Origin of the sequence: Cutibacterium sp. (assembly GCF_030525615.1) — a bacterium.
Classification (GTDB): Bacteria; Actinomycetota; Actinomycetes; order Propionibacteriales; family Propionibacteriaceae; genus Cutibacterium.
In genome coordinates, this window is sequence record NZ_JAUNEJ010000006.1 from 88,354 (window position 1) to 112,090 (window position 23,737).

Annotated in this window: 22 protein-coding genes, 1 pseudogene and 1 riboswitch; of the genes and pseudogenes, 17 read left to right on the forward strand and 6 right to left on the reverse strand. The window is 59.1% G+C overall.

Features of this window, described 5'->3' with window-relative positions; all coding sequences use genetic code 11:
* Positions 1 to 122: 122 nt before the first annotated feature.
* The 3 genes from Q4B98_RS09155 to Q4B98_RS09165 are packed head-to-tail and all read right to left on the reverse strand — an operon-like array spanning position 123 to position 2,838.
* A complete protein-coding gene (locus tag Q4B98_RS09155; RefSeq protein ID WP_303196928.1) occupies positions 123 to 776 on the reverse strand; it encodes a methionine ABC transporter permease in 654 nt (217 codons plus the stop codon).
* Positions 773 to 1,855: a methionine ABC transporter ATP-binding protein gene (locus tag Q4B98_RS09160; protein ID WP_303196930.1), complete on the reverse strand. Its 1,083-nt coding sequence runs from the start codon at positions 1,853 to 1,855 to the stop codon at positions 773 to 775. Before Q4B98_RS09160 ends, Q4B98_RS09155 begins: the two co-directional genes overlap by 4 nt.
* Positions 1,856 to 1,884: 29 nt before the next feature.
* Positions 1,885 to 2,838, reverse strand: a complete 954-nt coding sequence (locus Q4B98_RS09165; protein WP_303196932.1) for a MetQ/NlpA family ABC transporter substrate-binding protein — start codon at positions 2,836 to 2,838, stop codon at positions 1,885 to 1,887.
* A 159-nt stretch (positions 2,839 to 2,997) separates the two neighbouring features.
* Between Q4B98_RS09165 and Q4B98_RS10625 the strand changes: the two genes are divergently transcribed.
* The 14 genes from Q4B98_RS10625 to Q4B98_RS09230 all read left to right on the forward strand — a co-directional run bounded on the left by Q4B98_RS10625 (position 2,998) and on the right by Q4B98_RS09230 (position 17,871).
* Entirely contained in the window at positions 2,998 to 3,216 is a 219-nt protein-coding gene (locus Q4B98_RS10625) for a hypothetical protein (protein WP_368492338.1), read from the forward strand.
* Positions 3,217 to 3,277: 61 nt separating this feature from the next.
* The gene (gene pcrA / locus Q4B98_RS09170; protein WP_303196933.1) at positions 3,278 to 5,698 is read left to right on the forward strand and encodes a DNA helicase PcrA; all 2,421 of its coding nucleotides are present in this window, start codon (positions 3,278 to 3,280) and stop codon (positions 5,696 to 5,698) included.
* A 218-nt stretch (positions 5,699 to 5,916) separates the two neighbouring features.
* Positions 5,917 to 7,092 carry an ADP-forming succinate--CoA ligase subunit beta gene (gene sucC, locus Q4B98_RS09175; protein WP_303196934.1) on the forward strand — a complete coding sequence of 392 codons (1,176 nt, stop codon included), beginning with the start codon at positions 5,917 to 5,919 and terminating at the stop codon, positions 7,090 to 7,092.
* Between the two features lie 3 nt (positions 7,093 to 7,095).
* Complete coding sequence (gene sucD / locus Q4B98_RS09180) at positions 7,096 to 7,989, forward strand: succinate--CoA ligase subunit alpha (RefSeq protein ID WP_303196936.1); 894 nt, start codon at positions 7,096 to 7,098, stop codon at positions 7,987 to 7,989.
* A gap of 153 nt (positions 7,990 to 8,142) precedes the next feature.
* Positions 8,143 to 9,627 carry a DUF6350 family protein gene (locus tag Q4B98_RS09185; protein WP_303196938.1) on the forward strand — a complete coding sequence of 495 codons (1,485 nt, stop codon included), beginning with the start codon at positions 8,143 to 8,145 and terminating at the stop codon, positions 9,625 to 9,627.
* A gap of 65 nt (positions 9,628 to 9,692) precedes the next feature.
* A riboswitch (FMN riboswitch) is annotated at positions 9,693 to 9,827 on the forward strand.
* A 74-nt stretch (positions 9,828 to 9,901) separates the two neighbouring features.
* Positions 9,902 to 10,897, forward strand: a complete 996-nt coding sequence (gene ribD / locus Q4B98_RS09190) for a bifunctional diaminohydroxyphosphoribosylaminopyrimidine deaminase/5-amino-6-(5-phosphoribosylamino)uracil reductase RibD (protein WP_303196939.1) — start codon at positions 9,902 to 9,904, stop codon at positions 10,895 to 10,897.
* Between the two features lie 8 nt (positions 10,898 to 10,905).
* Positions 10,906 to 11,505: a riboflavin synthase gene (locus Q4B98_RS09195; RefSeq protein WP_303196940.1), complete on the forward strand. Its 600-nt coding sequence runs from the start codon at positions 10,906 to 10,908 to the stop codon at positions 11,503 to 11,505.
* Entirely contained in the window at positions 11,499 to 12,782 is a 1,284-nt protein-coding gene (gene ribB / locus Q4B98_RS09200; RefSeq protein WP_303196942.1) for a 3,4-dihydroxy-2-butanone-4-phosphate synthase, read from the forward strand. Before Q4B98_RS09195 ends, ribB begins: the two co-directional genes overlap by 7 nt.
* Before the next feature lie 2 nt (positions 12,783 to 12,784).
* Positions 12,785 to 13,300 carry a 6,7-dimethyl-8-ribityllumazine synthase gene (gene ribH, locus Q4B98_RS09205; RefSeq protein WP_303196943.1) on the forward strand — a complete coding sequence of 172 codons (516 nt, stop codon included), beginning with the start codon at positions 12,785 to 12,787 and terminating at the stop codon, positions 13,298 to 13,300.
* A 9-nt stretch (positions 13,301 to 13,309) separates the two neighbouring features.
* Positions 13,310 to 13,939, forward strand: a complete 630-nt coding sequence (gene purN / locus Q4B98_RS09210) for a phosphoribosylglycinamide formyltransferase (protein ID WP_303196944.1) — start codon at positions 13,310 to 13,312, stop codon at positions 13,937 to 13,939.
* Positions 13,936 to 15,486 (forward strand): bifunctional phosphoribosylaminoimidazolecarboxamide formyltransferase/IMP cyclohydrolase, encoded by a 1,551-nt coding sequence (gene purH, locus Q4B98_RS09215; RefSeq protein WP_303196945.1) that lies wholly within the window; start codon positions 13,936 to 13,938, stop codon positions 15,484 to 15,486. The genes purN and purH overlap by 4 nt, the downstream gene beginning before the upstream one ends.
* Positions 15,487 to 15,693: 207 nt before the next feature.
* Positions 15,694 to 16,644: a hypothetical protein gene (locus Q4B98_RS09220; RefSeq protein ID WP_303196947.1), complete on the forward strand. Its 951-nt coding sequence runs from the start codon at positions 15,694 to 15,696 to the stop codon at positions 16,642 to 16,644.
* A 58-nt stretch (positions 16,645 to 16,702) separates the two neighbouring features.
* Positions 16,703 to 17,566 carry a bifunctional methylenetetrahydrofolate dehydrogenase/methenyltetrahydrofolate cyclohydrolase gene (locus Q4B98_RS09225; protein ID WP_303196948.1) on the forward strand — a complete coding sequence of 288 codons (864 nt, stop codon included), beginning with the start codon at positions 16,703 to 16,705 and terminating at the stop codon, positions 17,564 to 17,566.
* Positions 17,563 to 17,871 carry a DUF3017 domain-containing protein gene (locus Q4B98_RS09230; protein WP_303196949.1) on the forward strand — a complete coding sequence of 103 codons (309 nt, stop codon included), beginning with the start codon at positions 17,563 to 17,565 and terminating at the stop codon, positions 17,869 to 17,871. The genes Q4B98_RS09225 and Q4B98_RS09230 overlap by 4 nt, the downstream gene beginning before the upstream one ends.
* Before the next feature lie 252 nt (positions 17,872 to 18,123).
* On the opposite strand, the gene Q4B98_RS09235 is transcribed toward Q4B98_RS09230, so the two are convergent.
* Together Q4B98_RS09235 and Q4B98_RS09240 are read right to left on the reverse strand one after the other, a co-directional pair.
* Positions 18,124 to 19,479: an aldehyde dehydrogenase family protein gene (locus tag Q4B98_RS09235; protein WP_303196950.1), complete on the reverse strand. Its 1,356-nt coding sequence runs from the start codon at positions 19,477 to 19,479 to the stop codon at positions 18,124 to 18,126.
* 719 nt (positions 19,480 to 20,198) lie between these two features.
* A pseudogene (locus Q4B98_RS09240) lies at positions 20,199 to 20,552 on the reverse strand (malate dehydrogenase); the annotation flags it as partial.
* A 9-nt stretch (positions 20,553 to 20,561) separates the two neighbouring features.
* On the opposite strand from Q4B98_RS09240, the gene Q4B98_RS10630 reads away from it, so the two are divergent.
* From Q4B98_RS10630 to Q4B98_RS09250, 3 genes are all read left to right on the forward strand, one after another.
* Complete coding sequence (locus Q4B98_RS10630) at positions 20,562 to 20,699, forward strand: hypothetical protein (protein WP_368492343.1); 138 nt, start codon at positions 20,562 to 20,564, stop codon at positions 20,697 to 20,699.
* Between the two features lie 171 nt (positions 20,700 to 20,870).
* The gene (locus tag Q4B98_RS09245) at positions 20,871 to 21,335 is read left to right on the forward strand and encodes a hypothetical protein (protein ID WP_303196952.1); all 465 of its coding nucleotides are present in this window, start codon (positions 20,871 to 20,873) and stop codon (positions 21,333 to 21,335) included.
* Positions 21,336 to 21,383: 48 nt separating this feature from the next.
* Positions 21,384 to 23,276: a glycoside hydrolase domain-containing protein gene (locus tag Q4B98_RS09250; protein WP_303196953.1), complete on the forward strand. Its 1,893-nt coding sequence runs from the start codon at positions 21,384 to 21,386 to the stop codon at positions 23,274 to 23,276.
* Here Q4B98_RS09250 and Q4B98_RS09255 read toward each other — a convergent pair.
* Positions 23,273 to 23,686, reverse strand: coding sequence for a hypothetical protein (locus tag Q4B98_RS09255; RefSeq protein WP_303196954.1), 414 nt, complete (start codon positions 23,684 to 23,686; stop codon positions 23,273 to 23,275). The genes Q4B98_RS09250 and Q4B98_RS09255 overlap by 4 nt on opposite strands.
* Positions 23,687 to 23,737 lie beyond the last annotated feature (51 nt).

Consider the following 23,737-nt stretch of genomic DNA (forward strand, 5'->3'; position numbering starts at 1 on the left):
CAGCGTACCGGCATTATGGACGTCGCCTGCGGGGCAGTCAGCGTCAACGGTTCGGGAGGCGTGGGTCGGGTGGGTGTGTCATAGCGACTTCGCCTGGTAGCGAGGCGTGCCATCGAGAGCGCTCACCGGCGTAGTGCCCGACGTGCCAACCAGTTACCTAGGAACTGAGCGAGCTGCACGACGATGATGATCGTCACGACGGCAACCGCTGTCACCGTCCAGTTGTAACGCTGGTAACCGTAGGTGATGGCGAACTGGCCGAGACCGCCGCCACCGAGAGCACCGGCGATGGCCGTCATGTCGACGATCGCGATGAGAATGTAGGTGTAGCCCAGAATCAGCGGGCCGAGCGCCTCGCGAGCCACGACGTCAAAAAGGATTCGCCACGGGCCTGCACCCATGGCACGTGCTGCCTCGATGACGCCAGGATCGACGGTAACGAGATTCTGCTCAACGATTCGGGAGATCGCGAAGCTGGCTGCAATGCACAGTGGGAAGGTAGCCGCACGAACACCGATCGTCGTCCCGATGACTTTGAGAGTCAGCGGCGCAATCGCCGTCATGAAGATGATGAACGGAATCGGCCGAATGATGTTGACGATCACGTTGAGGACGGTGTGGACGACTTTGTTGGCGAGCAATCCACCCCGTCGAGTGGCGTAGAGCAGAATGCCCAGCACCAGTCCGCAAATGCCACCGATCACGAGGGTAATCAGGGCCATGAAGAGGGTTTCCCAGATCGCCTGGAGATAAATCGGACGCAGGTACTCATTCATGAGCGGTCCTCCTGGCTGGTGGTAGCGGTGGCAGCCGTGTGGGAGGCGTCAGCCAGGATCTTGGCAGACGCCTCAACGGCTTCGTCCAGGCCCGATAACGCCACGGTGTAATTGCCCAACGAGCCGCCATGAACCTCGATGACCCCGCCGTGGACAATCCGGAAAGTTGCCCCGGTGGCACCAATGCGAGCCAGCGCGTCGCCGAAAGCCTCACTGGAAACTGAGCTGACGTCGACCAGGCGAGCGCCCGGGTTCTCCGAGCGCAGCCTAGCCTCTTCCTCGCCACTGGGGTGTTGACCAATGATCGTCGACAGAAAGCGCTGGGTGGTCTCGGATTGCGGATGCGCGAACACACTGCGCGCGCTTCCGGTCTCGACCAGGTGGCCGGCCTCGAGCACCGAAACCTGTTGGGCAATGGAGCGGACGACCTCCATCTCGTGGGTGATGACGACGACCGTTACCCCGAGAACCTCGTTAACCCGTTTGAGTAACGAGAGGACGTCGGCCGTCGTCTCCGGATCGAGGGCCGAGGTGGACTCGTCAGCGAGCAGGATTGATGGTTTGGTGGCCAGCGCCCGGGCAATTCCGACCCGCTGTTTCTGCCCGCCCGAAAGCTGGTCCGGGTGATCCCAGACCTTGCTCGTCAGCCCGACGAAGCTCAACAGTTCGGCGACGCGCTCCTTCTCCTGAGCCTTCTTCCAGCGAGCCAGCTTGAGCGGGTAGGCGACATTGTCGTAGATGGTCCGCGACCCAAACAGATTGAACTGCTGGAAGATCATCCCGATGTCGGCCCGCAGTGGGCGCATTTGTTTGTCGGAGAGTTGGGAGACGTCGGTGCCGTCGACCAGTACTCGTCCGCTGGTGGGGGATTCCAACCCATTGATGAGGCGAACCAGGGTGGATTTCCCGGCGCCGGAGTGTCCGATGACAGCTGAGATGGAACCTCTCTTAATCGCCAGACTCACGTCGTCCAAGGCTCGCACCGGTCCGGTACGGGTCTGGAAGTCCTTGGTGACGTGTTCGAAGACGATGTGATCGGGACACTGCGGCGCCGAGGACGGCGCGACGTCTGTTGCCATGAAGAGCCTCGCTGGAAAATGGGTAAGGATCAGGAATCGGAGTTCTTGATCTCGGTGGTCAGATCGCTCAGGATCTTGTCGAGATCAGCCTGAGGACGGTCAGTGACGATTTTGGTACTGCTGCCATACTGCGCGATGATCGCCTTCTTGACCTCAGGGTCGGACCACAGCTTGGCGACCTTTTTGAAAGTCTCGTTGTTCCTGTTTTCGGGCTTAACAGCGATGACGTTGATGTAAGGGTCGGCTGACTGGCCACTGGCGTCGTCCTTGAAAAAGGCGGTGTTGGCGTCCAAGCCGGCATCAGAGGCGTATCCGTTGTTGACAACCGCTGCATCGACACCGCCCAGGGAGGTCGCCGTCTGAGCGGCATCAATGGGCTTGACCTTCACCTTCGACTGGTCGGCGATGACGTCGGCAGGGGTTGACAGGGGAGAACCGCCGTCACGCAGCTTGAGCAGGCCCGCCTTTTGCAGCACCAGAAGAGCACGGCCCTGGTTGGTGGCGTCGTTAGGAATGGCGACGGTTGCCCCGGCAGGAAGCTGGGAGACTTCCTGGTACTTCTTGGAGTAGATATTCAGCGGCACGATGTAGGTCGCAGAGATCGAGGTCAGGTTGTCGTTGTTCTTGACGTTGTAGTCAGCCAGGAAGAACAGGTGCTGGAAGACGTTGAGGTCGACCTGGCCTTGAGAAAGAGCAACGTTGGGCTGCGTGTAGTCGTTGAAACTGACGACCTCGACGTTAATTCCCTGGGCCGAGGCCTTTTTCTTGACGACGTTCCAGTAGTCGCTGCCAGCCTCGGTGGTGCCGATCTTGACAGTCTTAGTGCCAGCTGCGGAGTCGTCGCCGTTGTTCTTGGTCACCGCGAAGATGATGCCGGCAATGATGGCCAGCACAACGATGACGACGGCGACGATGAGGCCGGTGTGGTGGCCTCCGGGCTTTTCGGGAAGAGCTTCATGGCTCGCGGGGGTAGATGCACTCATGGTTGGTCTCCTGAATATGTCTGGAAGATCGGAAATGGCAGGTAGCTCTGTGCGGGTCTGACCCCTATGGGTTAGCAGATGTGCGCACAGACCAGCCGCTGGCATGAACAGCTGGTAAGAGCCAGTACGAAAAGAGGGGGTAGGAGTCCTGCCGACGGAATGAGTCCGTCGTCAGCAGGTGCCGAGCATTCGCGGGCAGCACGAGCAGCACATCATCATCGAGACCGCGCGAAGGTCGGCGTCGACGGTGTGGCTGAAGGCCGCAGTCATAGCAGTGCTCCTGAATCCGGTGATGACCCTGATCGGGCCAAGCTTTCTTTGAACCTACGGCTATTCGTCCGAATCTGTCAAAGTGTGAGCGTCGGTATCACACCGTGAACAGGCGGTGGGCTGAGCGATCTGTAGACGGTCCTGGCGGGCCGGTAGGCTGTGAGCTGCCATGACGACACCGGATTTGTTTTCGTTCTTCGACAATGGCAGGCGCCACCCGGTTGAACCGGGAGTCTTGCCGACTCGTGCCCCGACGACTGGGGGAAGGGCCTCGTCTGCCGATCTGCTGGGTGATCTCAATGAGCCCCAACGTGAGGCTGTGCTCCATGCGGGCACGCCGGTCCTCGTGGTGGCCGGGGCAGGATCAGGTAAGACTCGCGTTCTGACTCGCCGTATCGCCCACCTGGTAGGGGAGCGTGGGGTCCATCCTGGTTCGATTCTGGCCATCACCTTTACCAACAAGGCTGCGGCGGAGATGAAGGCACGAGTCGTCGATCTGGTAGGTAATCGCGCCAAGCCAATGTGGGTGTCGACCTTCCATTCCGCTGCCGTCCGAATGTTGCGGACCGACATTGATCGCCTTGATATTTCGCGCAATTTCTCCATTTATGATGATACCGACGCGAAACGGCTCATCACTCTGGTGACTCGCGATCAGAATCTGGACCCGAAGAAGTTCCAGCCACGGACGATTATGAACTGGATCTCGAGCCAGAAGAACGAGCTTGTCTCTCCTAAACAGGCTCTCGAGAAGGCTAGCAGCGGAAACGATCGGACGAATGCTGAGGTGTACGTCGAATACCAGCGTCGGCTCCGTGCTGCGAATGCGCTGGACTTTGACGACCTCATTATGTGTACCGTGACGCTGCTGCGCCAGTTCCCCGACGTGCGAGAGCAGTATCGACGCCGTTTCCGTCATGTTCTCGTTGACGAGTACCAGGACACGAACACCGCTCAGTATCAGTTCATTCGCGAGCTGTGTGGTAATGATCCAGTGCAGGTGGTCGATGGGGTGCGCAGAGTCGATCCCCCCGAGCTGATGGTTGTCGGTGACTCGGACCAGTCCATTTACGCTTTCCGAGGAGCGACTATTCGGAACATCCTTGACTTTGAAAAGGATTTCCCTGGAGCGCGGACGATTCTGTTGGAGCAGAATTATCGATCGACGCAGACGATTCTTACCGCCGCAAACAATCTCATTAAGGTCAACTCGAATCGTCCTGCGAAGAATCTGTGGACCGACCAAGGCGACGGCGATAAAATCGTCGGATATGTCGCTGACACCGAACATGACGAAGCCGCTTGGGTTGCGCAACGTATTGACGAACTCGTGGATGAGGGACGTACCAGTTACGGACAGGTAGCGGTGTTCTATCGCACCAATGCCCAGTCGCGAGCTTTCGAAGACGTTTTTATCCGCACGGGTCTGCCATACCGGGTCGTCGGGGGTGTGAGATTTTACGAGCGCAAGGAGGTACGCGACGCCGTTAGCTATCTGCGTGCCATCGCCAACCCATCCGACGACGTTTCACTGCGACGTGTTCTTAATACCCCGCGTCGTGGTATTGGAGCGCGAGCTGAGGCTGCTGTCGAATTGTTCGCCACCGCACGGCGGATTAGTTTCTGGGAGGCGCTGACACGAATTGACGAGATCGACGGCCTTGCGACAAGGTCAGTCAACCAAATCCGGGCTTTTGTCAGCTTGATGAAAGACCACATCGCAATGGTCAGCCAAGGCAAGCGGGCTGACGAGATCGCCGGCTCCATTCTCAAGGAATCCGGTTATATCGCTGAGCTTGAGAACTCCAAAGACCCTCAGGATGAGACGAGGTTGGAGAACCTTGTCGAGTTGGTTTCAGTGGCCCAGGAATTCGTGGCGCGGGTCCACGCCGTCGACCTTGAGGCAGCCGGGGAAGGAAACGTCGAAGATTTTGAGGCTGATGACTCTTTGCCGGCCTTCTTGGAACAAATTGCCTTGGTCGCTGATTCTGACCAGTTGCCGACCGGCTCCGAGGGGGTCGTCACCCTCATGACTTTGCATACCGCCAAGGGGTTGGAGTTCGACACCGTATTCATCACTGGATTTGAGGATGGGATCTTCCCCCATATGAGGTCTTTGGCGAATGCCACCGAGCTGGCAGAAGAGAGGCGGCTGGCCTACGTGGGGATCACGCGTGCTCGCAAACAGCTGTTCTTGTCTCGGGCAACGGTGCGAACCATGTGGGGTCAAGCCCAGTACAACCCGCCCAGCCGCTTTGTCGACGAGATTCCCGAGGATCTCATTGAGTGGGAAAGGCTGGGGCAGGCGTCGGTGGGATGGTCGAGTGCTGCGAGTAGTCGCGCACAGTCGGCACGTGGGGCCTTGCACGGTGGCGCCCCTGTCTTTGGCTCTGGACGTGGACCGGCGAGTGCTCCCAAGAGCAAGGTCTTGACGCTGTCGGTGGGAGACAAGGTGCTGCATTCGTCTTTCGGGCTTGGGACGGTCAAAGCCACTTCTGGTGAAGGTGACAATGCCAAGGCTGACGTCGACTTCGGGTCGGCTGGTCTCAAGAGACTGGCACTGAAGTTCGCCCCACTCGAGAAGCTCTGAGTATCCGGTTTGTGATGACTGCGGTGATTGTCGCCCCAGATCGCTCGACATTGTGGCACTAGGTAGGCACTCGAGCGTCAAGGTTGTTAGTCTGTCCTCGGTGGGCAAACGACCAACCGTGCTGGCCGCCACATGAACATTCTTGTGTGTTTAGCAGGTTGCCGTCAGCCCTGTCCCCGGCCCGGTAACGGCCGGTCGACTCGCAGAGTGGAGAGATTGTGGACCTGTACGAATACCAAGCCCGCGACCTGTTTGAGAAGCATGGCGTGCCTGTGCTTCGAGGCATTGTTGCGGAGACTCCCGAGCAGGCATCCGAGGCCGCAGCGAAGCTCGGCACCCCCGTTGTCGCCGTCAAGGCGCAGGTCAAGGTGGGTGGCCGTGGCAAAGCCGGCGGCGTCAAGATCGCCAAGTCGCCTCAGGAGGCAGCCGAGCGCGCCAAGGCCATCCTGGGTATGGACATCAAGGGGCACACCGTTCACAAAGTGATGATCGCTGAGGGGGCGGATATTGCCGAGGAGTACTACTTCTCGATCCTGCTCGACCGTGGTGAGCGTCGCTACCTGGCGATGTGTTCGCGTGAGGGTGGCATGGACATCGAAACTCTTGCCAAGGAGCGCCCTGAGGCCCTTGCCAAGGTTCCGGTCGACCCGATCGATGGCATTGATGACGCCAAGGCTCGTGAGATTCTCACGGAGGCTGGGTTCCCGGAGGGCGAGCAGGACGCCATCGTCCCGGTCGTCATCAAGTTGTGGGAGACCTACCGTGATGAGGACGCGACCCTTGTCGAGGTCAACCCGATGATTAAGACCGGTGACGGGAAGATCCTCGCCATCGACGGCAAGATGACCGTCGACAACAACGCTTCCTTCCGTCAGCCCGAACACGCGGCTCTGGTGGACCGCGCCGCGACCGACCCGCTGGAGCTGCGTGCCAGTGAACTCGGCCTCAACTACGTCAAGCTCGACGGCAGCGTCGGCGTCATCGGAAACGGTGCCGGTCTCGTCATGAGCACCCTGGATTGTGTCGCCTACGCCGGCGAGGAATTTCCGGGTTCCCCGGCCCCTGCCAACTTCCTTGACATCGGAGGTGGCGCCTCGGCTGAGGTCATGGCGAACGGGCTTGACCTCATCATGAGCGACCAGCAGGTTCGTTCCGTGTTCGTCAACGTCTTCGGCGGCATTACCGCGTGCGATCAGGTGGCGCTGGGAATCAAGGGCGCCCTCGAGAAGCTGGGTGAGAAGGCCACCAAGCCGATCGTCGTCCGTCTCGACGGCAACAATGTGGCTGAAGGCCGCAAGATTCTTCAGGAACTCAACCATCCGCTCGTGACCATGGTTCCGACCATGGACGAGGCCGCCAGCAAGGCCGCCGAGCTCGCATCCAAGGAGGCCTGAGACATGGCGATCATTCTCGACCAGAACTCCAAGATCATCGTCCAGGGCATGACTGGCTCGGAGGGCATGAAGCACACCCAGCGTATGCTCGACTCCGGCAGTACCGTCGTTGGCGGCGTCAACCCGCGCAAGGCTGGCACCACCGTGTCTTTCAATGGCGGGACCACTGTCCCGGTTTACGGCACCGTCAAGGAGGCCGTTGAAGCCACCGGGGCCAACGTGTCTGTGGTTTTCGTCCCGGCCAAGTTCTCCAAGTCAGCTGTTATGGAGGCCATCGAGGCCGAGGTTCCGCTGGTTGTCTGCATTACCGAGGGCATTGCCGTCAAGGACACTGCGGAGTTCTTCACCGCTGCCCAGCGTTCCGGCAAGACCCGCATTATTGGCCCGAACTGCCCTGGCATCATCAGCCCGGGGAAGTCCAATGCTGGCATTATTCCCGCCGATATCACCGGGCCGGGACATGTCGGCCTGGTCTCCAAGTCAGGAACTCTGACCTACCAGCTCATGTACGAGGTGCGCGACCTGGGTATCTCGACCGCCATTGGTATCGGCGGAGACCCGGTTATCGGTACCACTCACATCGACGCCTTGCAGGCCTTCGAGGATGACCCGGAGACTGACATCATCGTCATGATCGGTGAGATCGGTGGTGACGCCGAGGAGCGTGCTGCCAAGTACATTTCCGAGCACATCACCAAGCCCGTCGTGGCTTACGTGGCTGGCTTCACCGCTCCTGAGGGCAAGACGATGGGCCACGCTGGTGCCATCGTGTCCGGCTCCTCCGGTACCGCAGCTGCCAAGAAGGAGGCTCTCGAGGCTGTTGGTGTCCGCGTCGGCAAGACCCCGACCGAGACCGCCAAGCTGGCTCACGAGGCGATGAACTCGCTCAAGAAGTGAGACCCTGATCCTGCGATGCTGCCAGACCCGGCCCCGTGTGGGGTCGGGTCTGGTGCGTTGTGGGGCGTACGGGGTGCGGTGACTGAAGAATCGTCGCCACTGGACGGTAGGGTTCAAAATGACCTTTTCCCCACACCGAACAGGATCTCCCACATGGGCACATCTGGCTCGACATCGACCTCGGCGAGGTTCGTCGTTGAGTCTTCCAAGACTGACGGACCCCGCGAGCCTCGTATTCCGTGGCCATGGCCGGTCGTCGTGCTAGCGGCGGCGGCCGTTGCCATCATGGCCCAATGGCTCGCATTGGCCGGGATCATCATTCCGGAGTGGTTGTCCAGCAACGGTCAGCCGTTCTCGAGCGTTCTCACCGCTGCGTCAAGCCTGTGGCTCAGCGGCCACGGTGTGCCCATCGACATTCTGGGGATTCATATCGGGCTCATCCCGCTGGGACTGACCTGCGTCAGTCTGGTGTTGGGCGAGGAAACCTGCCGCTATGGCACTCGCGTCCTGTGGCACCGCCACGACGGGCACCCGCCGCGTCGACATATCGGTGAGGCCATTGCTCTTCACACGACGGTTGAGGTTCTCGCGGCGATCACTATGACGGCGACCGCTGGCACATCTCATTGGGCGACGGCGACGGTGGGCGGCCTTCTGGTAGGACTGTGCTCGGGTGTTGTCGGAGCATGCTGTGGAGCACGTGTCAACCCATTCAATCGTTTGCCGCGCTGGGCCCGTGGACTGCCGAGAGCTGTCGGATCAACCGTAGCTGTCTGCTTGGCTGGCGGATCGGCTGCACTCGCGGTTGCCTTGCTCGTGCGCGCGGATAACGTCGTCCAGCTGCACGAGCACATGGGTGCCGCTGGGTGGGAAGGAATCTGCCTCATCCTGGCGCAACTGGCCTGGCTGCCAACCATGGCGTTGTGGGGAACCGCGTGGACGCTTGGTCCGGGTTTTGCCCTCGGAACCGAGACCTTCGTCTCACCACTGGGGACGCACTTAGGTATCGTTCCGGCACTCCCACTTTTAGGTGCGTTACCGGCCAATGGTCCGCTGAACCTCGCTGCCTGCGCATGGTTTGGGGTGCCGGTAGCCGCCGGGGTTATCGGCGGCATTCTCGTCATGAAATCCCTGCCAGAAGCCAGGTGCGAGTCCGGGGCGAGTCTGGGTGCCCTGTCTGGATTGGTGTCCGGACTTGTGCTGACGATGCTGGGTCTGCTGAGCCGTGGAAGTCTGGGCGACGAACGTCTCAGCGAGGTGGGGACGATTATGCCGGCCATGGCCGGATGTGCGGTCGGCATTTTGACCGTAGTCACCATGCTGTGCGGTTTCGTTATCGGAGTGATTCGACGCCTGCGTTCCAAGAAAACACCTCAGGAGGACGTCGGGGGCGGAGAGGTGAGCGAGGTCGGTGAGGAAGAGACCTCTCGCATTGTGAGCGTGCCCGATGAGGGTGCCACCTCACCTGAGAGCAATTCTTCCAGGGAACGCACCGGTTCCAAGAGGATCAGCCGTCCGAACGCGGCGTCAGAGGAAGCTAAAGCCATCAGGGAAGTGGCTATCGGCCACGACATCTACGACTCGATTCAAAACGACCGCGACGGTCTTGGCGGCGAAGACACCACTGACCACTCCTGAATTGTTCAGAGTCTGAGAGACAATGCCCCACGCCGTGGCAAATAGGTGCATACTTGTCAACAAGCACACGTGCTCCGGGGTCGGTGAAAGTCCGAACCGGCGGTGATAGTCCGCGACCCGAGCTGTCCTCGTGACGGTGAGGTTGAACTGGTGGAATTCCAGTACCGACGGTTAGAGTCCGGATGGGAGGCAGCACGGAAGGTGGTTGACGTTCTCGTCAGCCGCGTGCGTCGTCCTTGCGTACCCCCGGAGCCGCAACGGCCCGGGAGGACAAATGGACCAGAGATGGGACGACGTCATGAGACTCGCCCTGAACTTGGCAGAGAACTCACCTTGCCCTGACCCAAACCCACGTGTCGGCTGCGTCATCATCGCCGATGGCCAGATCGTTGGACAGGGATGGCACCATGGGGCGGGAACCCCACACGCCGAGGTGGAAGCACTGCGCCAAGCCGGCGACGCCGCTCGCGGAGCCACCGCCGTCGTCACCTTGGAACCGTGCAATCACACCGGACGAACTGGTCCGTGCAGCCATGCCTTGCTTGAAGCCGGGGTTTGCCGTGTCGTCATAGCTCAGTGTGACCCCAACGCGGTGGCAGCAGGGGGAGCTCAGTTCCTCAGCGCCAACGGCGTTGAGGTCGTTACCGGTGTTCTTCACGAGGATGCCATGGCTCTCAATGCTGACTGGACCTTCAGCCAGATTCACCGCCGCCCTCGGGTGTGCTGGAAGTACGCCGCCACTCTTGACGGGCGTAGCGCCGCCCCTGACGGCACCAGCCAGTGGATTACTGGGGAAGAAGCACGTCATCAGGTCCAGATCGGCCGCTCCCGGTGCGGGGCAATCATCGTCGGGACCGGAACAGCCGTGGCCGATAACCCACGGCTCACAGTGCGGCTGCCCGAGGCCATCCGCCAGCCGTTGCGCGTCGTGGTAGGGATGAGAGATTTGCCCGCTGACTGCCATCTCCATGACGAGTCCGCTGAGACCTTGCAGATTCGCCACCACGACCCCGCTGAAGTGCTCGACGTGTTGTGGCATCGCGGTATCCACCGGGTGTGGTTGGAAGGTGGTCCGCGTGTTGCTGGGGCATTCCTGGCGGCCGATCTCGTCGACGAGGTCGTCGCGTACATCGCACCGACGATATTGGGCAACGGTCGGGCAGCCGTGATCGATCCCACCGTCACCACATTGGCCTCGGCCCGCCACTTCGTCATCGACGACGTGTGCCAGCTGGGCCCCGACCTTCAAATCCGCGCACATCACCAGTGAGGAGACCCATGTTTACCGGAATCATCGAGGAAATCGGTGAGGTTGTCGCCATCGACAGGGGACAGGAATCGGCTCGATTGACCATTCGTGGACCTCTGGTCTGCTCCGACGCGCGGCTCGGATCCTCTATCGCCGTCAACGGTACATGCCTGACGGTCACCGATCTCGACCAAGGGACTTTCGGCTGCGACATCATGGCAGAAACCCTCAATCGCACCGCTCTGGGGCGCTTGACACCGGGAGCCAGAGTCAATCTGGAGCGCCCGGTGGCTCTTGCCGGACGTCTCGGCGGACACATCGTGCAAGGACACATCGATGGGGTGGCGGACTTGGTGTCCCGTACTCCCGGGGAACACTGGGAGGTCTTTCGATTCAGCCTGCCCGCCGCCTTGTCCAGGTACGTCGTCGAGAAGGGATCAATCGCCGTCAACGGCACATCGCTGACCGTTTGCGAGGTCAGCCGTGAGTGGTTCGAGGTGAGCCTCATCCCGACCACTCTGGCGGACACGGTTCTCGGCGCACTCAAGCCTGGCGATGTGGTGAATATCGAGGTTGATGTCCTCGCGAAGTACCTGGAGTCCCTTATGAACAAGGAGAAGTCATGCTGAACAGCATTGAGGAAGCCCTAGCTGAGTTGCGTGCCGGACGTCCAGTTCTCGTTTCCGACGACGCCGACCGGGAGAATGAAGGAGACGCCATTCTTGCTGCGGAGCTGGCAGATCAACGGTGGGTGGGGTGGATGGTGCGACACACCTCCGGGTACCTGTGTGCGCCGATGACCGAACAGCACGCCGACCAACTCGGTCTGCCGCTGATGTGGCCGGCTAGCCAGGACCCGTTGCGTACCCGATACACCGTTGCCGTCGACGCAGCGTCGGGTATCACGACCGGCATTGACGCTGCCCAGCGTGCCCGTACCGCTCGAGTCCTCGCTTCCGCCACATCAACCCCTGCCGACTTCGTACGCCCCGGCCACGTCCTGCCGCTGCGAGCCCGCTGCGGGGGAGTGCTGGAGCGGCGAGGTCACACCGAGGCTGCCGTCGATCTCACTCGACTGGCCGGGTTGCAGCCTGTCGGCCTCATCGGCGAACTCGTCGGGGATGATGGTATGTGCATGCGTACTGAGGCCATCTGCCAGCTGGCGCGCACCGAGGGGTTGGCTTTCATCACCATTGACCAGTTAGCGAAGTGGCGACTCGCCCATGACAGTGCTGACGTCACCTCGACCCCTCGGGTGACGGCTTTTGTCAGCGCTGAATTACCCACCCGGTATGGCCATTTCACGATGACGGGTTATCGGGACAACCTCACCGGGGCCGAGCACATTTTGCTGGTCTCCGACAAGGGGGTTGCCGCCGACGATGGTGGGCCGGCCTGGGTGAGGGTGCACTCGGAATGCCTCACCGGCGACGCTCTGGGTTCGCTGCGGTGCGACTGCGGCGACCAACTGGCAGCAGCCCAGGCCCACATCAGTAAACATGGCGGGGCCATCATCCTGCTGCGTGGCCATGAAGGACGTGCGACCGGTCTTCTGAACAAGATCGCAGCGTATCGGGCCCAAGATGGTGGCCTCGACACTGTTGACGCTCAGACCCATCTCGGCCTGCCCATCGACGCGCGTGAATACGGAGCGGCCGTGGCAATCCTGGCCGACACTGGGATTTCTGCCGTCCGCCTGCTTACGAACAACCCTGCCAAATCCGAAGCCCTGCGCAAAGGAGGCCTTGAGGTGACGATGTCGCCTCTCGAGATCCCGCCCCGCCCCGAAGACGTGCGGTATTTGCGTACGAAACGCGACCGGATGGGACATGTGCTGGCACTTGACCACGATGTTTCCGCGATCACCACGTCGAATTGTTCCGCTTCACCTACTCAAGGAGAATGACCATGAGCTCTCGAACCGATCTGGGCCCTGCCGCCCCGAACCTCGCCAACCTCAACGGCAGTGGGCTGCACGTCGCCGTCGTCGCCTCCCAATGGCACGAGAAGGTCATGAACGGTCTGCTCGACGGTGCCCTGCGTGGTCTAGCCGATGCCGGGGTTGCCGACCCGGTCGTCGTCAGGGTGCCGGGGTCTTTCGAACTGCCGGTGGCCTGCGCTTCCCTCGCTGACCATTTCGACGCCTTGGTCGCTCTCGGTGTGGTCATTAGGGGAGGAACCCCGCACTTCGATTATGTCTGTGACGCCGCCACCCAAGGGCTCACCGACGTTGCCGTACGTACCAAGACCCCCATCGGCTTTGGGGTTCTGACCTGCGATGACGACGCTCAGGCTCTTGATCGGGCTGGGGTGGAAGGCTCCCACGAGGACAAGGGATACCAAGCAGCCCAGGCAGCCGTCGCAACGTTCACGACCCTGTCCGCTGTGATCGCTTCGCGACCCGTAAAGACCTCGAGGGCCTAGGGTAAGGTCGTGACTTTTCGCGTCGTCGTGCTCGTTTCAGGCACCGGAACCCTGTTGCAGTCCCTCATTGATAACCTGCCTGCGCAGGTGAGTATCGTCGCCGTTGGTTCTGACCAGCCTGACGCCATCGCCTTGCAGCGAGCGGACAAAGCCGGCATCCCGACCTTCACCGAGCCTCTCCCTCAGGCCGACGCTGACCAGCGGGCCGCCACGAGAGCAGCCTGGGATGTTCGACTAGCTGACGACGTGACCCGGTTCGCCCCAGATCTGGTTGTGTGTGCTGGTTTCATGAAGCTGCTCGGAACAACCTTCCTGGAACGTTTCGGTGGCCGTACCATCAACTCCCACCCGGCATTACTGCCGTCCTTCCCAGGAATCCACGGTCCACGAGATGCCTTGGACTATGGCGTCAAGATCACTGGTGCCACAGTCTTCATGGTCGACGCCGGGATTGACACCGGCCATATTCTCGCCCAGCGGGCCGTACCCGTCCTCACCGACGACACCGTCGAATCCCTCCACGAACGCATCAAGGTGGAGGAACGTGAGATGCTCGTCGAGGTTGTCACAGAACTTGCCGGGGTTCGCCCCGGCACACTAAAACTCGGCACCGAACCGTCCCGGAAGGATCCACAGTGAGCGAACGTCAACCCATCCGTCGCGCCCTCGTCTCTGTCTACGACAAGTCTGGTCTTGACCAGTTGGCCAAGGCCCTCATCGACGCCAAAGTCGAGGTTGTCTCGACCGGCTCTACCGCCAGGGAGTTGGCATCTCACGGAGTGGCGGTGACCGAGGTCAGTGAAGTTACCGGATTCCCGGAGTGCCTCGACGGTCGGGTCAAGACGCTCCACCCGAAGATCCACGCCGGAATCCTTGCCGATCGTCGCTTGGAGTCTCACCGCGACCAGCTTTCCGAACTCGACGTCAAGCCTTTCGACCTTGTGGTGTGCAACCTTTACCCCTTCTCCGAAACCGTGGCTCGCGGGGGAAATTTCGACGAATGTATTGAGAAGATCGACATCGGTGGACCGTCCATGGTGCGCGCTGCTGCCAAGAATCATGCCAGCGTCGCCGTTGTCACCAACCCTGACCAGTACGAGGACCTTGCCCGCGCCTTGGCGGAGGGCGGCTACACCGTCGAGGAGCGTCGTGTCCTGGCGGCCCGGGCTTTCGCCCACACTGCCGCCTACGACGTCGCCGTAGCTACGTGGTTCTCCACCCGCGACGGGGTATGTGCAGACGGGGTGCCGGCGTTTGTTGGCATGACTGGTGAACTCATCCACCCGCTGCGCTACGGCGAGAACTCTCACCAGGCCGCTGCGGTATACCAAAGCTCGGGCGAGGCCGGTCTGGCTGGTGCGCGTCAGCTTCATGGTAAAGCCATGAGCTACAACAACTACGTCGACACCAACTCGGCCCGTCGCGCTGCCTTTGACTTTGAGGAGCCGTGCGTTGCCGTCATCAAACACTCCAACCCGTGTGGTATTGCTACCGGTGCGGACATCGCCGAGGCCCACCGCAAGGCCCATGCTTGTGACTCGCTGAGCGCCTTTGGCGGCGTCATCGCCACCAACCGCCCGGTCAGCGTCGAGATGGCTGAGCAGGTTGCCGAGATTTTCACTGAGGTCGTTGTCGCTCCCGGGTATGAGGAAGGAGCTGTGGAGATCTTGTCGCGCAAGAAGAACATCCGCCTGTTGGAGGCTCCTGCTCCCAAGGTGGCTGGCTGGGAGCTGCGCCAGATCGACGGTGGGTTGCTGGCTATGGAGAGCGACGTTTTTCAGGGCGAGGGCGACGATCCGAGCCGGTGGACCCTTGCTGCCGGTGATGTTGTCGATGACGAGACCCTCGCTGATCTGTTCTTCGCGTGGAAGGCCTGCCGATCGGTGAAGTCCAACGCCATCCTGCTGGCTCACGACAAGGCCTCGGTCGGTGTCGGCATGGGCCAGGTCAACCGCGTCGATTCCTGCCGTCTAGCTGTGGAGAGGGCCGGTGATCGTGCTGCGGGATCAGTGGCCGCGTCCGACGCCTTCTTCCCCTTCGCTGACGGACCTCAGGTGCTCATCGACGCCAAGGTGAAGGCCATCGTCGAGCCGGGTGGATCGATCCGTGACGACCAGACCATTGAGGCTTGCCAGAAGGCTGGCGTTCCGCTCTACTTCACCGGAACGAGACACTTCTTCCACTGATACCCGGCTCAGCGCATTGAGGCGGATACCTCGGACGTGAGGGTAAGACACACGGGGCCTGGACCATGACGGTCCGGGTCCCGGTAGATCTGTGAGAAGGTTCAGTCGAGCTCGGCTAGTTCCTTAAGCAGGTTCGGTCTACTCACGGCAGTCGGAAAACGAGAGAGTAATGGGTAAACGGCAAGGGAATTGCTGGTGAATGGTGACATGAGGACGTGGGTAGCACTAGGGCGGCAAGCGTTTTCGGTAGTCGCCAGATGGCTGCGTGATGGGGTTTGCCCCGGTGGCGCTCACTCCCCGTGGATTCCTGCGGACACCCTTGTCGTGCCCTGGTTTTGCTGTCAGACGATGGTCACCCCGTGGCAATTGGAGGGGTACCGGGTACGACGGGTGGAGGTGGGAGACGACTTCCTGCTCGACGCTGATTCTTTGGCTGCGGCAACGGCGTCATGTCGTCAGCGCGGTGAACATCCGGTGGTGTTGAGTTGTGAGACTTTCGGAATTCAACCCAGTTTGGCGCTGGCTGGCGCCCTCGAAGTCATCCGTCGTGACGGCATTCCCGTGGTCGTCGATCGTACCCACTCCTTCTTAGGCCCTTCGTCCCAGCCTGCCGACGTCGAGGTCGTCAGTACTCGCAAGCTTGCACCCCTGACTGAGGTGGCGTGGGTTAAAGCCGTCGACGATCTCTCGGGTCTGGTGGGAGTACGGGGCGAAGGGGACGAACTCCTGACAGCAGCGCGGCGGCGGTTCCTGGTTGAACCTGGGGTGGACACCTTCGAGGTGGCGGAGGACTTGGCCGACGAGTGCTGGACTCCGGTGCCGCCAGATGACGACGCTCGTCGAGCATTCGAAGCCTGTGACATTACGGCATACGCACGATTGGTTGAAAAGACGCGGGATGACGTGGTGTCTGGGCTGCCTGAGGCGGTTCATGTCGTCAATCCGAGAGCGTCGTGCGCGGTCGTCCTCCAGCACCCGGACGCTGCGGAGATCGCTGATCGGTTGCGAGATGTCGGGATCGTTGGTCCGTTGCACTGGGATCGCCCGCGTCACCTGGACGTTGAATGGCCAGATGATCTCGTCAGTCTGCCGCCGGTCATGGATGGAAGCACCATTGATCGGGTTGTTGAGGTCGTCACTGTGGTGGTCAACCGGTGAGGGGCCTCGTCTCGTGGAAAGATGGGGTGCTGTTGAGATCGTGACACAAGGAGGATCCATGAGCGCTCAGAAACTCGACGGTAAAGCCACGGCTGCCGCCATCAAGTCCGAGCTTGCCGAACGAGTAGCAGCCCTACGCGACAAAGGAGTTGTTCCGGGGCTGGGGACGGTCCTCGTCGGGGATGATCCCGCGTCTCACCAGTACGTCGCCGGTAAGCACCGCGACTGCGCTCAGGTAGGGATTGAGTCGATTCGGGTCGATCTTCCTGGTGACGTCACGTCGGAGGAGCTTGCTCAGGAGATTCGCGGACTCAATGCCAATCCACGTTGCACCGGGTACATCGTCCAGCTGCCGCTACCAGACCATATCGACACTAACTGGGCTCTCAACCTCATTGATCCCGACAAGGATGCCGACGGTTTGACCCCCGCGTCCTTGGGACGGTTGGTTCTCAATGAGCCGGCTCCGCTGCCGTGCACCCCGCGCGGCATCGTGGAGCTGTTGACTCGGCATGGGATTGAGCTGCCGGGAGCCAATGTGTGCGTGGTGGGCCGTGGCACGACGGTTGGTCGTCCGCTGGGATTGCTGCTGACCCGGCGTACCGAGAACTGCACGGTCACGTTGTGCCACACCGGTACCCGGAATCTCGCTGACCACACCCGTCAGGCGGACATCATCGTCGGTGCGGCAGGATCCCCGGGGCTCATTGACGCGAGCATGATTCGTGAGGGAGCCGTACTCGTTGACGTCGGTGTGTCGCGTTCGGCTGAGGGGAAGATCTTGGGCGACTTCGCCGCTGACGTGTGGGACAAGGCCGCATGGGTTTCGCCCAACCCGGGTGGGGTCGGTCCGATGACCCGCGCCATGTTGCTGTCCAACGTCGTCGACAGGGCCGAAAAGCTCGCAGCGGATCCTTCATGAGTCAACAAACAGGTGCTACTCGACGACCCAATGGTCGTTACACCGCGTTAAGGGCACGTCTGGAGTCGTGGTCTGCGCTGACCGTCTGCTTACTCGGAGTTGCTGCGTCCGCAATTGTCATGGCAACAGGGCACTGGAGACGCGGTGCGATGATCTTCGCTGTTTCGGTGCTGCTGGCCGGATTATTGAGGGCGGTGCTACCCGACCAGCTTGCCGGAGTGTTGGCGGTACGGGCGCGATGGGTGGATTCGCTGCTTCTGCTGGGCTTGGGGACCTTCATGGTTATCGTCATCTTGACCAGGTGACTCTTGACCAGGTGACGATTCGGGCAGTCCGCAGCCCTGTTCGGTGTCTTTGGAAACCATTTCCCGGTGTCTGAGTCGTCTGGCGGATATCGGTTGTCGTGCGGTAGTTGCGCTGAGTGTTGACGCTCAGATGTCGTTTTAGCTGGGCCGTTGCCGGTGTTACGCCAGGATCGCGCACCTGCACCGTGTAAACCTGGCGCAGGTGCGTAATATTTGGCGCAACTGCATAAGACCTCGGGTATATAGCTCGGCTCAGTGTGCGTCGAGGACGCAACGACGCCGACGGGCGAAGCTGCGGGCAGAGGTCAGCCCCTCTCCGGTCGGTCCGGCGATGGTAAAGGTCGCAAATCCCTCCCCATTGATGCCGATACCGGCAAATGATGGCCCGTTCTTGACGAAAATCGTCGTCTGAATGCGTCGAGCCATAAGGTCGAGCCGTGAGACATCCCGGGAGTGCATGATCGCGGTGTGACGGTTCCCGTGTTCTAGCTCCACTGCCAGATCAATGGCGGTGAGGTAATCAGTGACGGGTACCACCGGGACGACCGGCATGAGCATTTCGACTTGGACGAAGGGGTCCAGCGGGTCGGTGACCATGGTGATGAGCCGGGTATCTTGTTCGGGTTCGATACCGGCGGCACGCAGAATCTTCTGAGCGTCTTGGCCAACCCAAGCGGTGTTGGGCTTCGTGCCAGACCGGTTGAGCAGCAGAGATCGCAATTGTGCAAGATCCTCCGGATCACTGATGACTTGGGCGCCATTGGCTTTCAGTGCGGCCATGAACTCCGGCAGCACGGAGGCGACGACGATCATCTCCTTCTCAGCGGTGCACGGTAGGTTGTTGTCGAAGCTGGCTCCCTGCACTATGTCAGCTGCCGCTTTGGCGATGTTGGCGGTTTCGTCGACGACGACGGGCGGGTTACCCGATCCCGCGCCGATGGCTTTCTTGCCGCTCGACAGCACCATGTTGACAATCTGTGGGCCGCCGGTGGCTACCAACATCGCGATGTCCGGGTGACTGATGAGCTGCTTGGTCGTCTCGGGAGTCGGTTTTGCGATAAGGGTGATGAGGTTGGCGGGGGCACCGGCCGCTATCATCGCGCGGTTGAGGATGTCGACCAGCCAGGTGCTGAGGAGTCGAGCCCTGGGATGGGGGCTGAAGACGACGGTGTTACCTGCCGAGAGCATTCCGATCGTGTTGCAAATGATGGTTTCGGTGGGGTTGGTTGTCGGGGTGATGGCGCCGATGACTCCGTAGGGGGAGTACTCGAGGGTGGTCAGCCCGTCGTCACCTTGATGAGCCTCCATGACGAGGTCCTCGACTCCCGGGGTGCGAGTGGCGGCGTAGAGATTCTTGAGCACCTTGTGATGAGCATTTCCCATCTTGGTTTCCTCGACGGCTGCGGCACCCATGTACTCCAGCCGCTCCTGCTGGCTTGCAGCCGCACGGACGGCGTCGACAAAGGCGCGACGTTGTGCTAGGGAGCATTCCGAGAAAGCGATGAAGGCTCTACGGGCCACGCCCACCGCTGAGTTCACGTCATTGAAGACTCCCTCGAGTTCCTCGACGTTAGGTTCGGTGACGGGGCGGTTAGCTGTGATGGTCATAATTGCTGGCTCCTTCGGGTGCGGATTCCTGGGGGAGATCCGCCTCTTTGCGGTGGACCTCAGGACATCTGATGTAGCGACCATAAGAATGACGAATCTTGTTCGTCTAGGGCTAAACGAAGAACAGGCCCGAAGTGCAGCTGAGGTAAACCTGCGTGTGCACCGATGTGCATGACGAAACAAAGGTAACGTGTGGGATTTATCACCGCTATCTTGAGGTCAAGAGGCTTCTAAAACCGCGTTATATCAGGGTTGCAAGCAGAAATGCACACACTGCTAATGGTGTAAACCACTGCACACTTGTGCGGCTCATCACAAACGAGAGTGTGGGGTGGTTGATGGTGTGGCGGTGCTGGGAGTGGCCTGGAACACCGTAAATGGCCGTCGGCCGCCGCCTACTGATTAACGATCCAACTCGCCTCGATGGCGTCACTGCGATCGGGGCTGGGCGAACACGTGTGGTCCAACACCGCTACAGCCGGCAGGTATGTCATCGTGATTATCGGCCCCACACCGCCCGCCGAGACCAGCCACCCGCCTCGTTACTCCCCGCAGGCGTAAGCAACGTCATGCGTAACTACAGCTAATAGTGTCAGCCACTGCAGACTTGTGTACAACTGTCAGGAGGACGGCAATCGTCACACAATGCCCTCAAACAGGTGTCATGACACGCAAAACGGGCCCGGAAACCTTGGTTTCCGGGCCCATTCGTCACAGGATCAGATGAGGCCGAGTTCCTTGGCGGAGGCGTCGATCTTGGCGCGCGAGAAGTCGTCGATCTCGAGACCCTGAACGATGTCGACTTTGCCGTTTTTGATGGTGACGGGGAAGGAGGAGATGAGGCCCTCAGGTACTCCGTAGGAGCCGTCGGACGGGATGGCCATGGACACCCAGTCACCCTCGGGGGTGGAGTTCATCCAGTCACGCATACACTCAACGGTGGCATTCGCGGCGGAGGCAGCGGAGGAGGCACCGCGGGCGTCGATAATGGCTGCGCCGCGTTTGGCGACCGTTGGGATGAATTCGTTTTCGATCCACGCCTCGTCCACCAGATCGGCAGCCTTCTGGCCTGCGCCAGGCTCCTGGTTAGTCAATGGTCACACCGGTTCAACAACCACCATCCTCACTCCTCGCTGGGCTACCAAGCCCCCAACGAGTACGCTAAACAATGGAAGAAAAGAACACAGTCAACACCTAAGTCGACTGGACCTAATTCCTAGACCACTCCAGAGCGTGTCAAGAGCGAATGGGTGAGGGGTAAGTATGACGGGCTTGACACCCCACTGATTATGAGCCTCTTCGTGGCAAGTGGTCGCCTGCCATTAAACAACTATTTGTTTCTACAAGGAGGAATCATGGCAGATCAAATGGTATTGAAAACACAGTAATGGTTGAACGATACCTATAAAGACAATAGCGGGTTCGGATCAGTAGAAGAGACCGGCCAGACGGGATGGGACACCATCTACGGGTTGATTCGTGCCCTGCAGATCGAGCTGGGGATCACCGATACCGCGAATAACTTCGGTGAGGGTACGCAATCGCGTTTCAAAAGCCGTTGGCCAAACGGTATCACAAAAAGGGACACAAACAATAACATTTACGGAATTATTCAAGGTGCCCTATGGTGTAAAGGATACCCAGCGGAATATGGTGGAATTACGGCACAATTCACCGACAACGTGGCTGATTCTATTATTCAGCTCAAACAAGACATCGGCTTGAGAGAGACGAGTTCAACGATTGACCTTGAACTGATGATGGCGTTACTATCCATGAAGCAGTTTAAACTATTGTCTGCTTATGGCGGAAAAACAGCGATCCGCACCGCCCAACAGACAATTAACCGCAGATAAAAACGCTACACGGGTATAATTCCGACTGACGGTTTGTATGGACGTGAAATGAGCACAGCCCTGATCCAAGTCCTACAAGCTATCGAAGGATTCACCCCGGCTGAAGCGACCGGTAATTTCGGCGATGGAACCAGGTCCCGCCTGCAAACCATTAGTAGCGGTACCAGTGAGTGGGTATGGCTTGCCAGCGTGGCACTACTATGCAACGGATACTCTACCGAACCGGTGTCAACATGGAATGACGCGCTTGCCACTCTCCTACGACGTTTCCAATCGGCATATGCCATCCCCGTCACAGGAGCTGCTGATCCGACTACCTGGATGAGCCTACTCACCTTTAAAGGAGACCCGAACCGTGCCTGTATAGCCTGTGACACCCGGTTTGAGATCACCGATGAGCTTGCTGAGCATCTGAAAGCTGATGGCTATCAGATCGTAGGACGGTACTTGTCTGAACCTGGACAGGAAAGCTTGCTGGAAGATGACTATTTCAAAGCGCTACGCACCGGTGAGTTGGAGCGAATCGTTCGTCATGGGTTGAAATACTTTCCTATTTTCCAAGAATACTCAACCAAATTAAGGTATTTCACACCGGAAACCGGTGCGCGTCACGCAAAAGAAGCCCAAGCGACAGCCCAGCGTCTTGGAATTCCTTCAACGGTGATCTATTTTGCGGTCGACTATGACGCTACAGATCCTGAAATCGATAGCAATATGATCCCTTACTTCCGAGCAGTCTCTGAGAATTTAGGAGGTGGATATCGGGTCGGCATATACGCCTCACGCAATATTTGCACACGCATAGCTCAAGGAGGATACTCGGTTGCGTCGTTCGTGTCCGACATGTCCACGGGATTCTCAGGCAACCTCGGCTTTCCAATCCCAGACAATTGGGCCTTCGACCAATTCCACGAAATCAGCGGATACCGAGAGAAGTGGGATCTCGACCGAGTCGCTTACTCGGGAAGAGTTTCGGCTGTATCAACTGTCAAAAAAGCTGCAGCTGAATACTCGTCAATCTCACTTATTGACCTTATTGAAGCCCTTGAAAATAGATTTGACGAAATGCGCAGCATCTACGCGGATTACGGATTCGGCACCGATACTAGACCTGCAGAAGAAGGAACCATCAAACGACTACGAGTACCCACGTGGCACTGTATCCTCAATCACTTGGCGAAATCTTATCTTAAGGACGGGGTGCGCTGGGCGCTGTCAGTTGAACCTTCCCGGAAAGCTGACGCTTCACGTCTTGAGTCAGATCCCATCGCTTCTGAAATTATCGCCGCTTTGAACAAGTGGATTGATGATGAACCGGAATTATGGCAAGATCCATATGGAGGCAGTGTTGATGTTGCGCATATGACAGTTACAACACTCGGCTACGTAAACATGAATCCATTAGTTGCAGATAAATGGACAGGTTGGGCTGGAGATTTAGCATCGGCGTTAGGCTACATTCAGAAAATAGTTGATATGAACCCAAACTCAGATCCATCAGAAATCGCGAAAGCCCTTGTAGGCCAGGGAGATGATTATAAATCCCATGAGGGGCTTCAAGGTTTGAAATTACCCGATGTACTACGGAATAACTGCAACTACTCCGACCTTTGTAGTGACGGCGATGCTATTTCGTTCGCAGCTATCCTAGAGGACGCTGTTAACATCAATACACATCTTCTTTCGCAGACTATGCGCGGATACTACTACAATCCCGTAGTACTATCACGACGGTTTAAGAGAATTTCAGAAAGCGTCGGTGCAAATGATCTTGAATCTGCTAAGAAAAAGTTCTATTCAGAGATAGATGGCAACCTGGATAATAGATATGTTGGTGTGCTCACAGACGGCTACGATGGTGCGACAGGGTACTCAGAGGCGGAGATATCTCAGTCTGTTAAACAAGCGGCTTGCGATGCGCTTGCTGAATTTATTTACTAGATAGTGCCTTCTTCACTCTTGTGGTTGGAATTGTATGCTACGGTCGCAATTCCAACCGCAACAATATAGATCAGCCAAGATCCGCCACAGAACGCGATATTTTCGCGCCAGTCACCCACAAATATCTGGGTCCCCTCTCGCGTGAAGTTGCTGTACGCAAAAAGCAGTAACGCCGCTAGCGCCGTGGCCATTAGTCGCGCAAGGACCGAAAGCGCTACTGGCTTTTCCCATTTCGATGGTGGGTCAACGATGAGAAGTACTATTCCGGTAAGAAACGTTCCCCACAGTGGAATCACCATAAGTAGCGTACCCGCTGTCGCTAGAGCAGTTGCAGGGATATAGAAAACACCCCACGAAATTCCAATCCAATAGACATAGCTGCGAATAGCGTCTTTTAAAAACCTGCTCATGTCTACCCTTCGCGCGCACAATGACAAGATGTCACTATATCAATAGAAGTC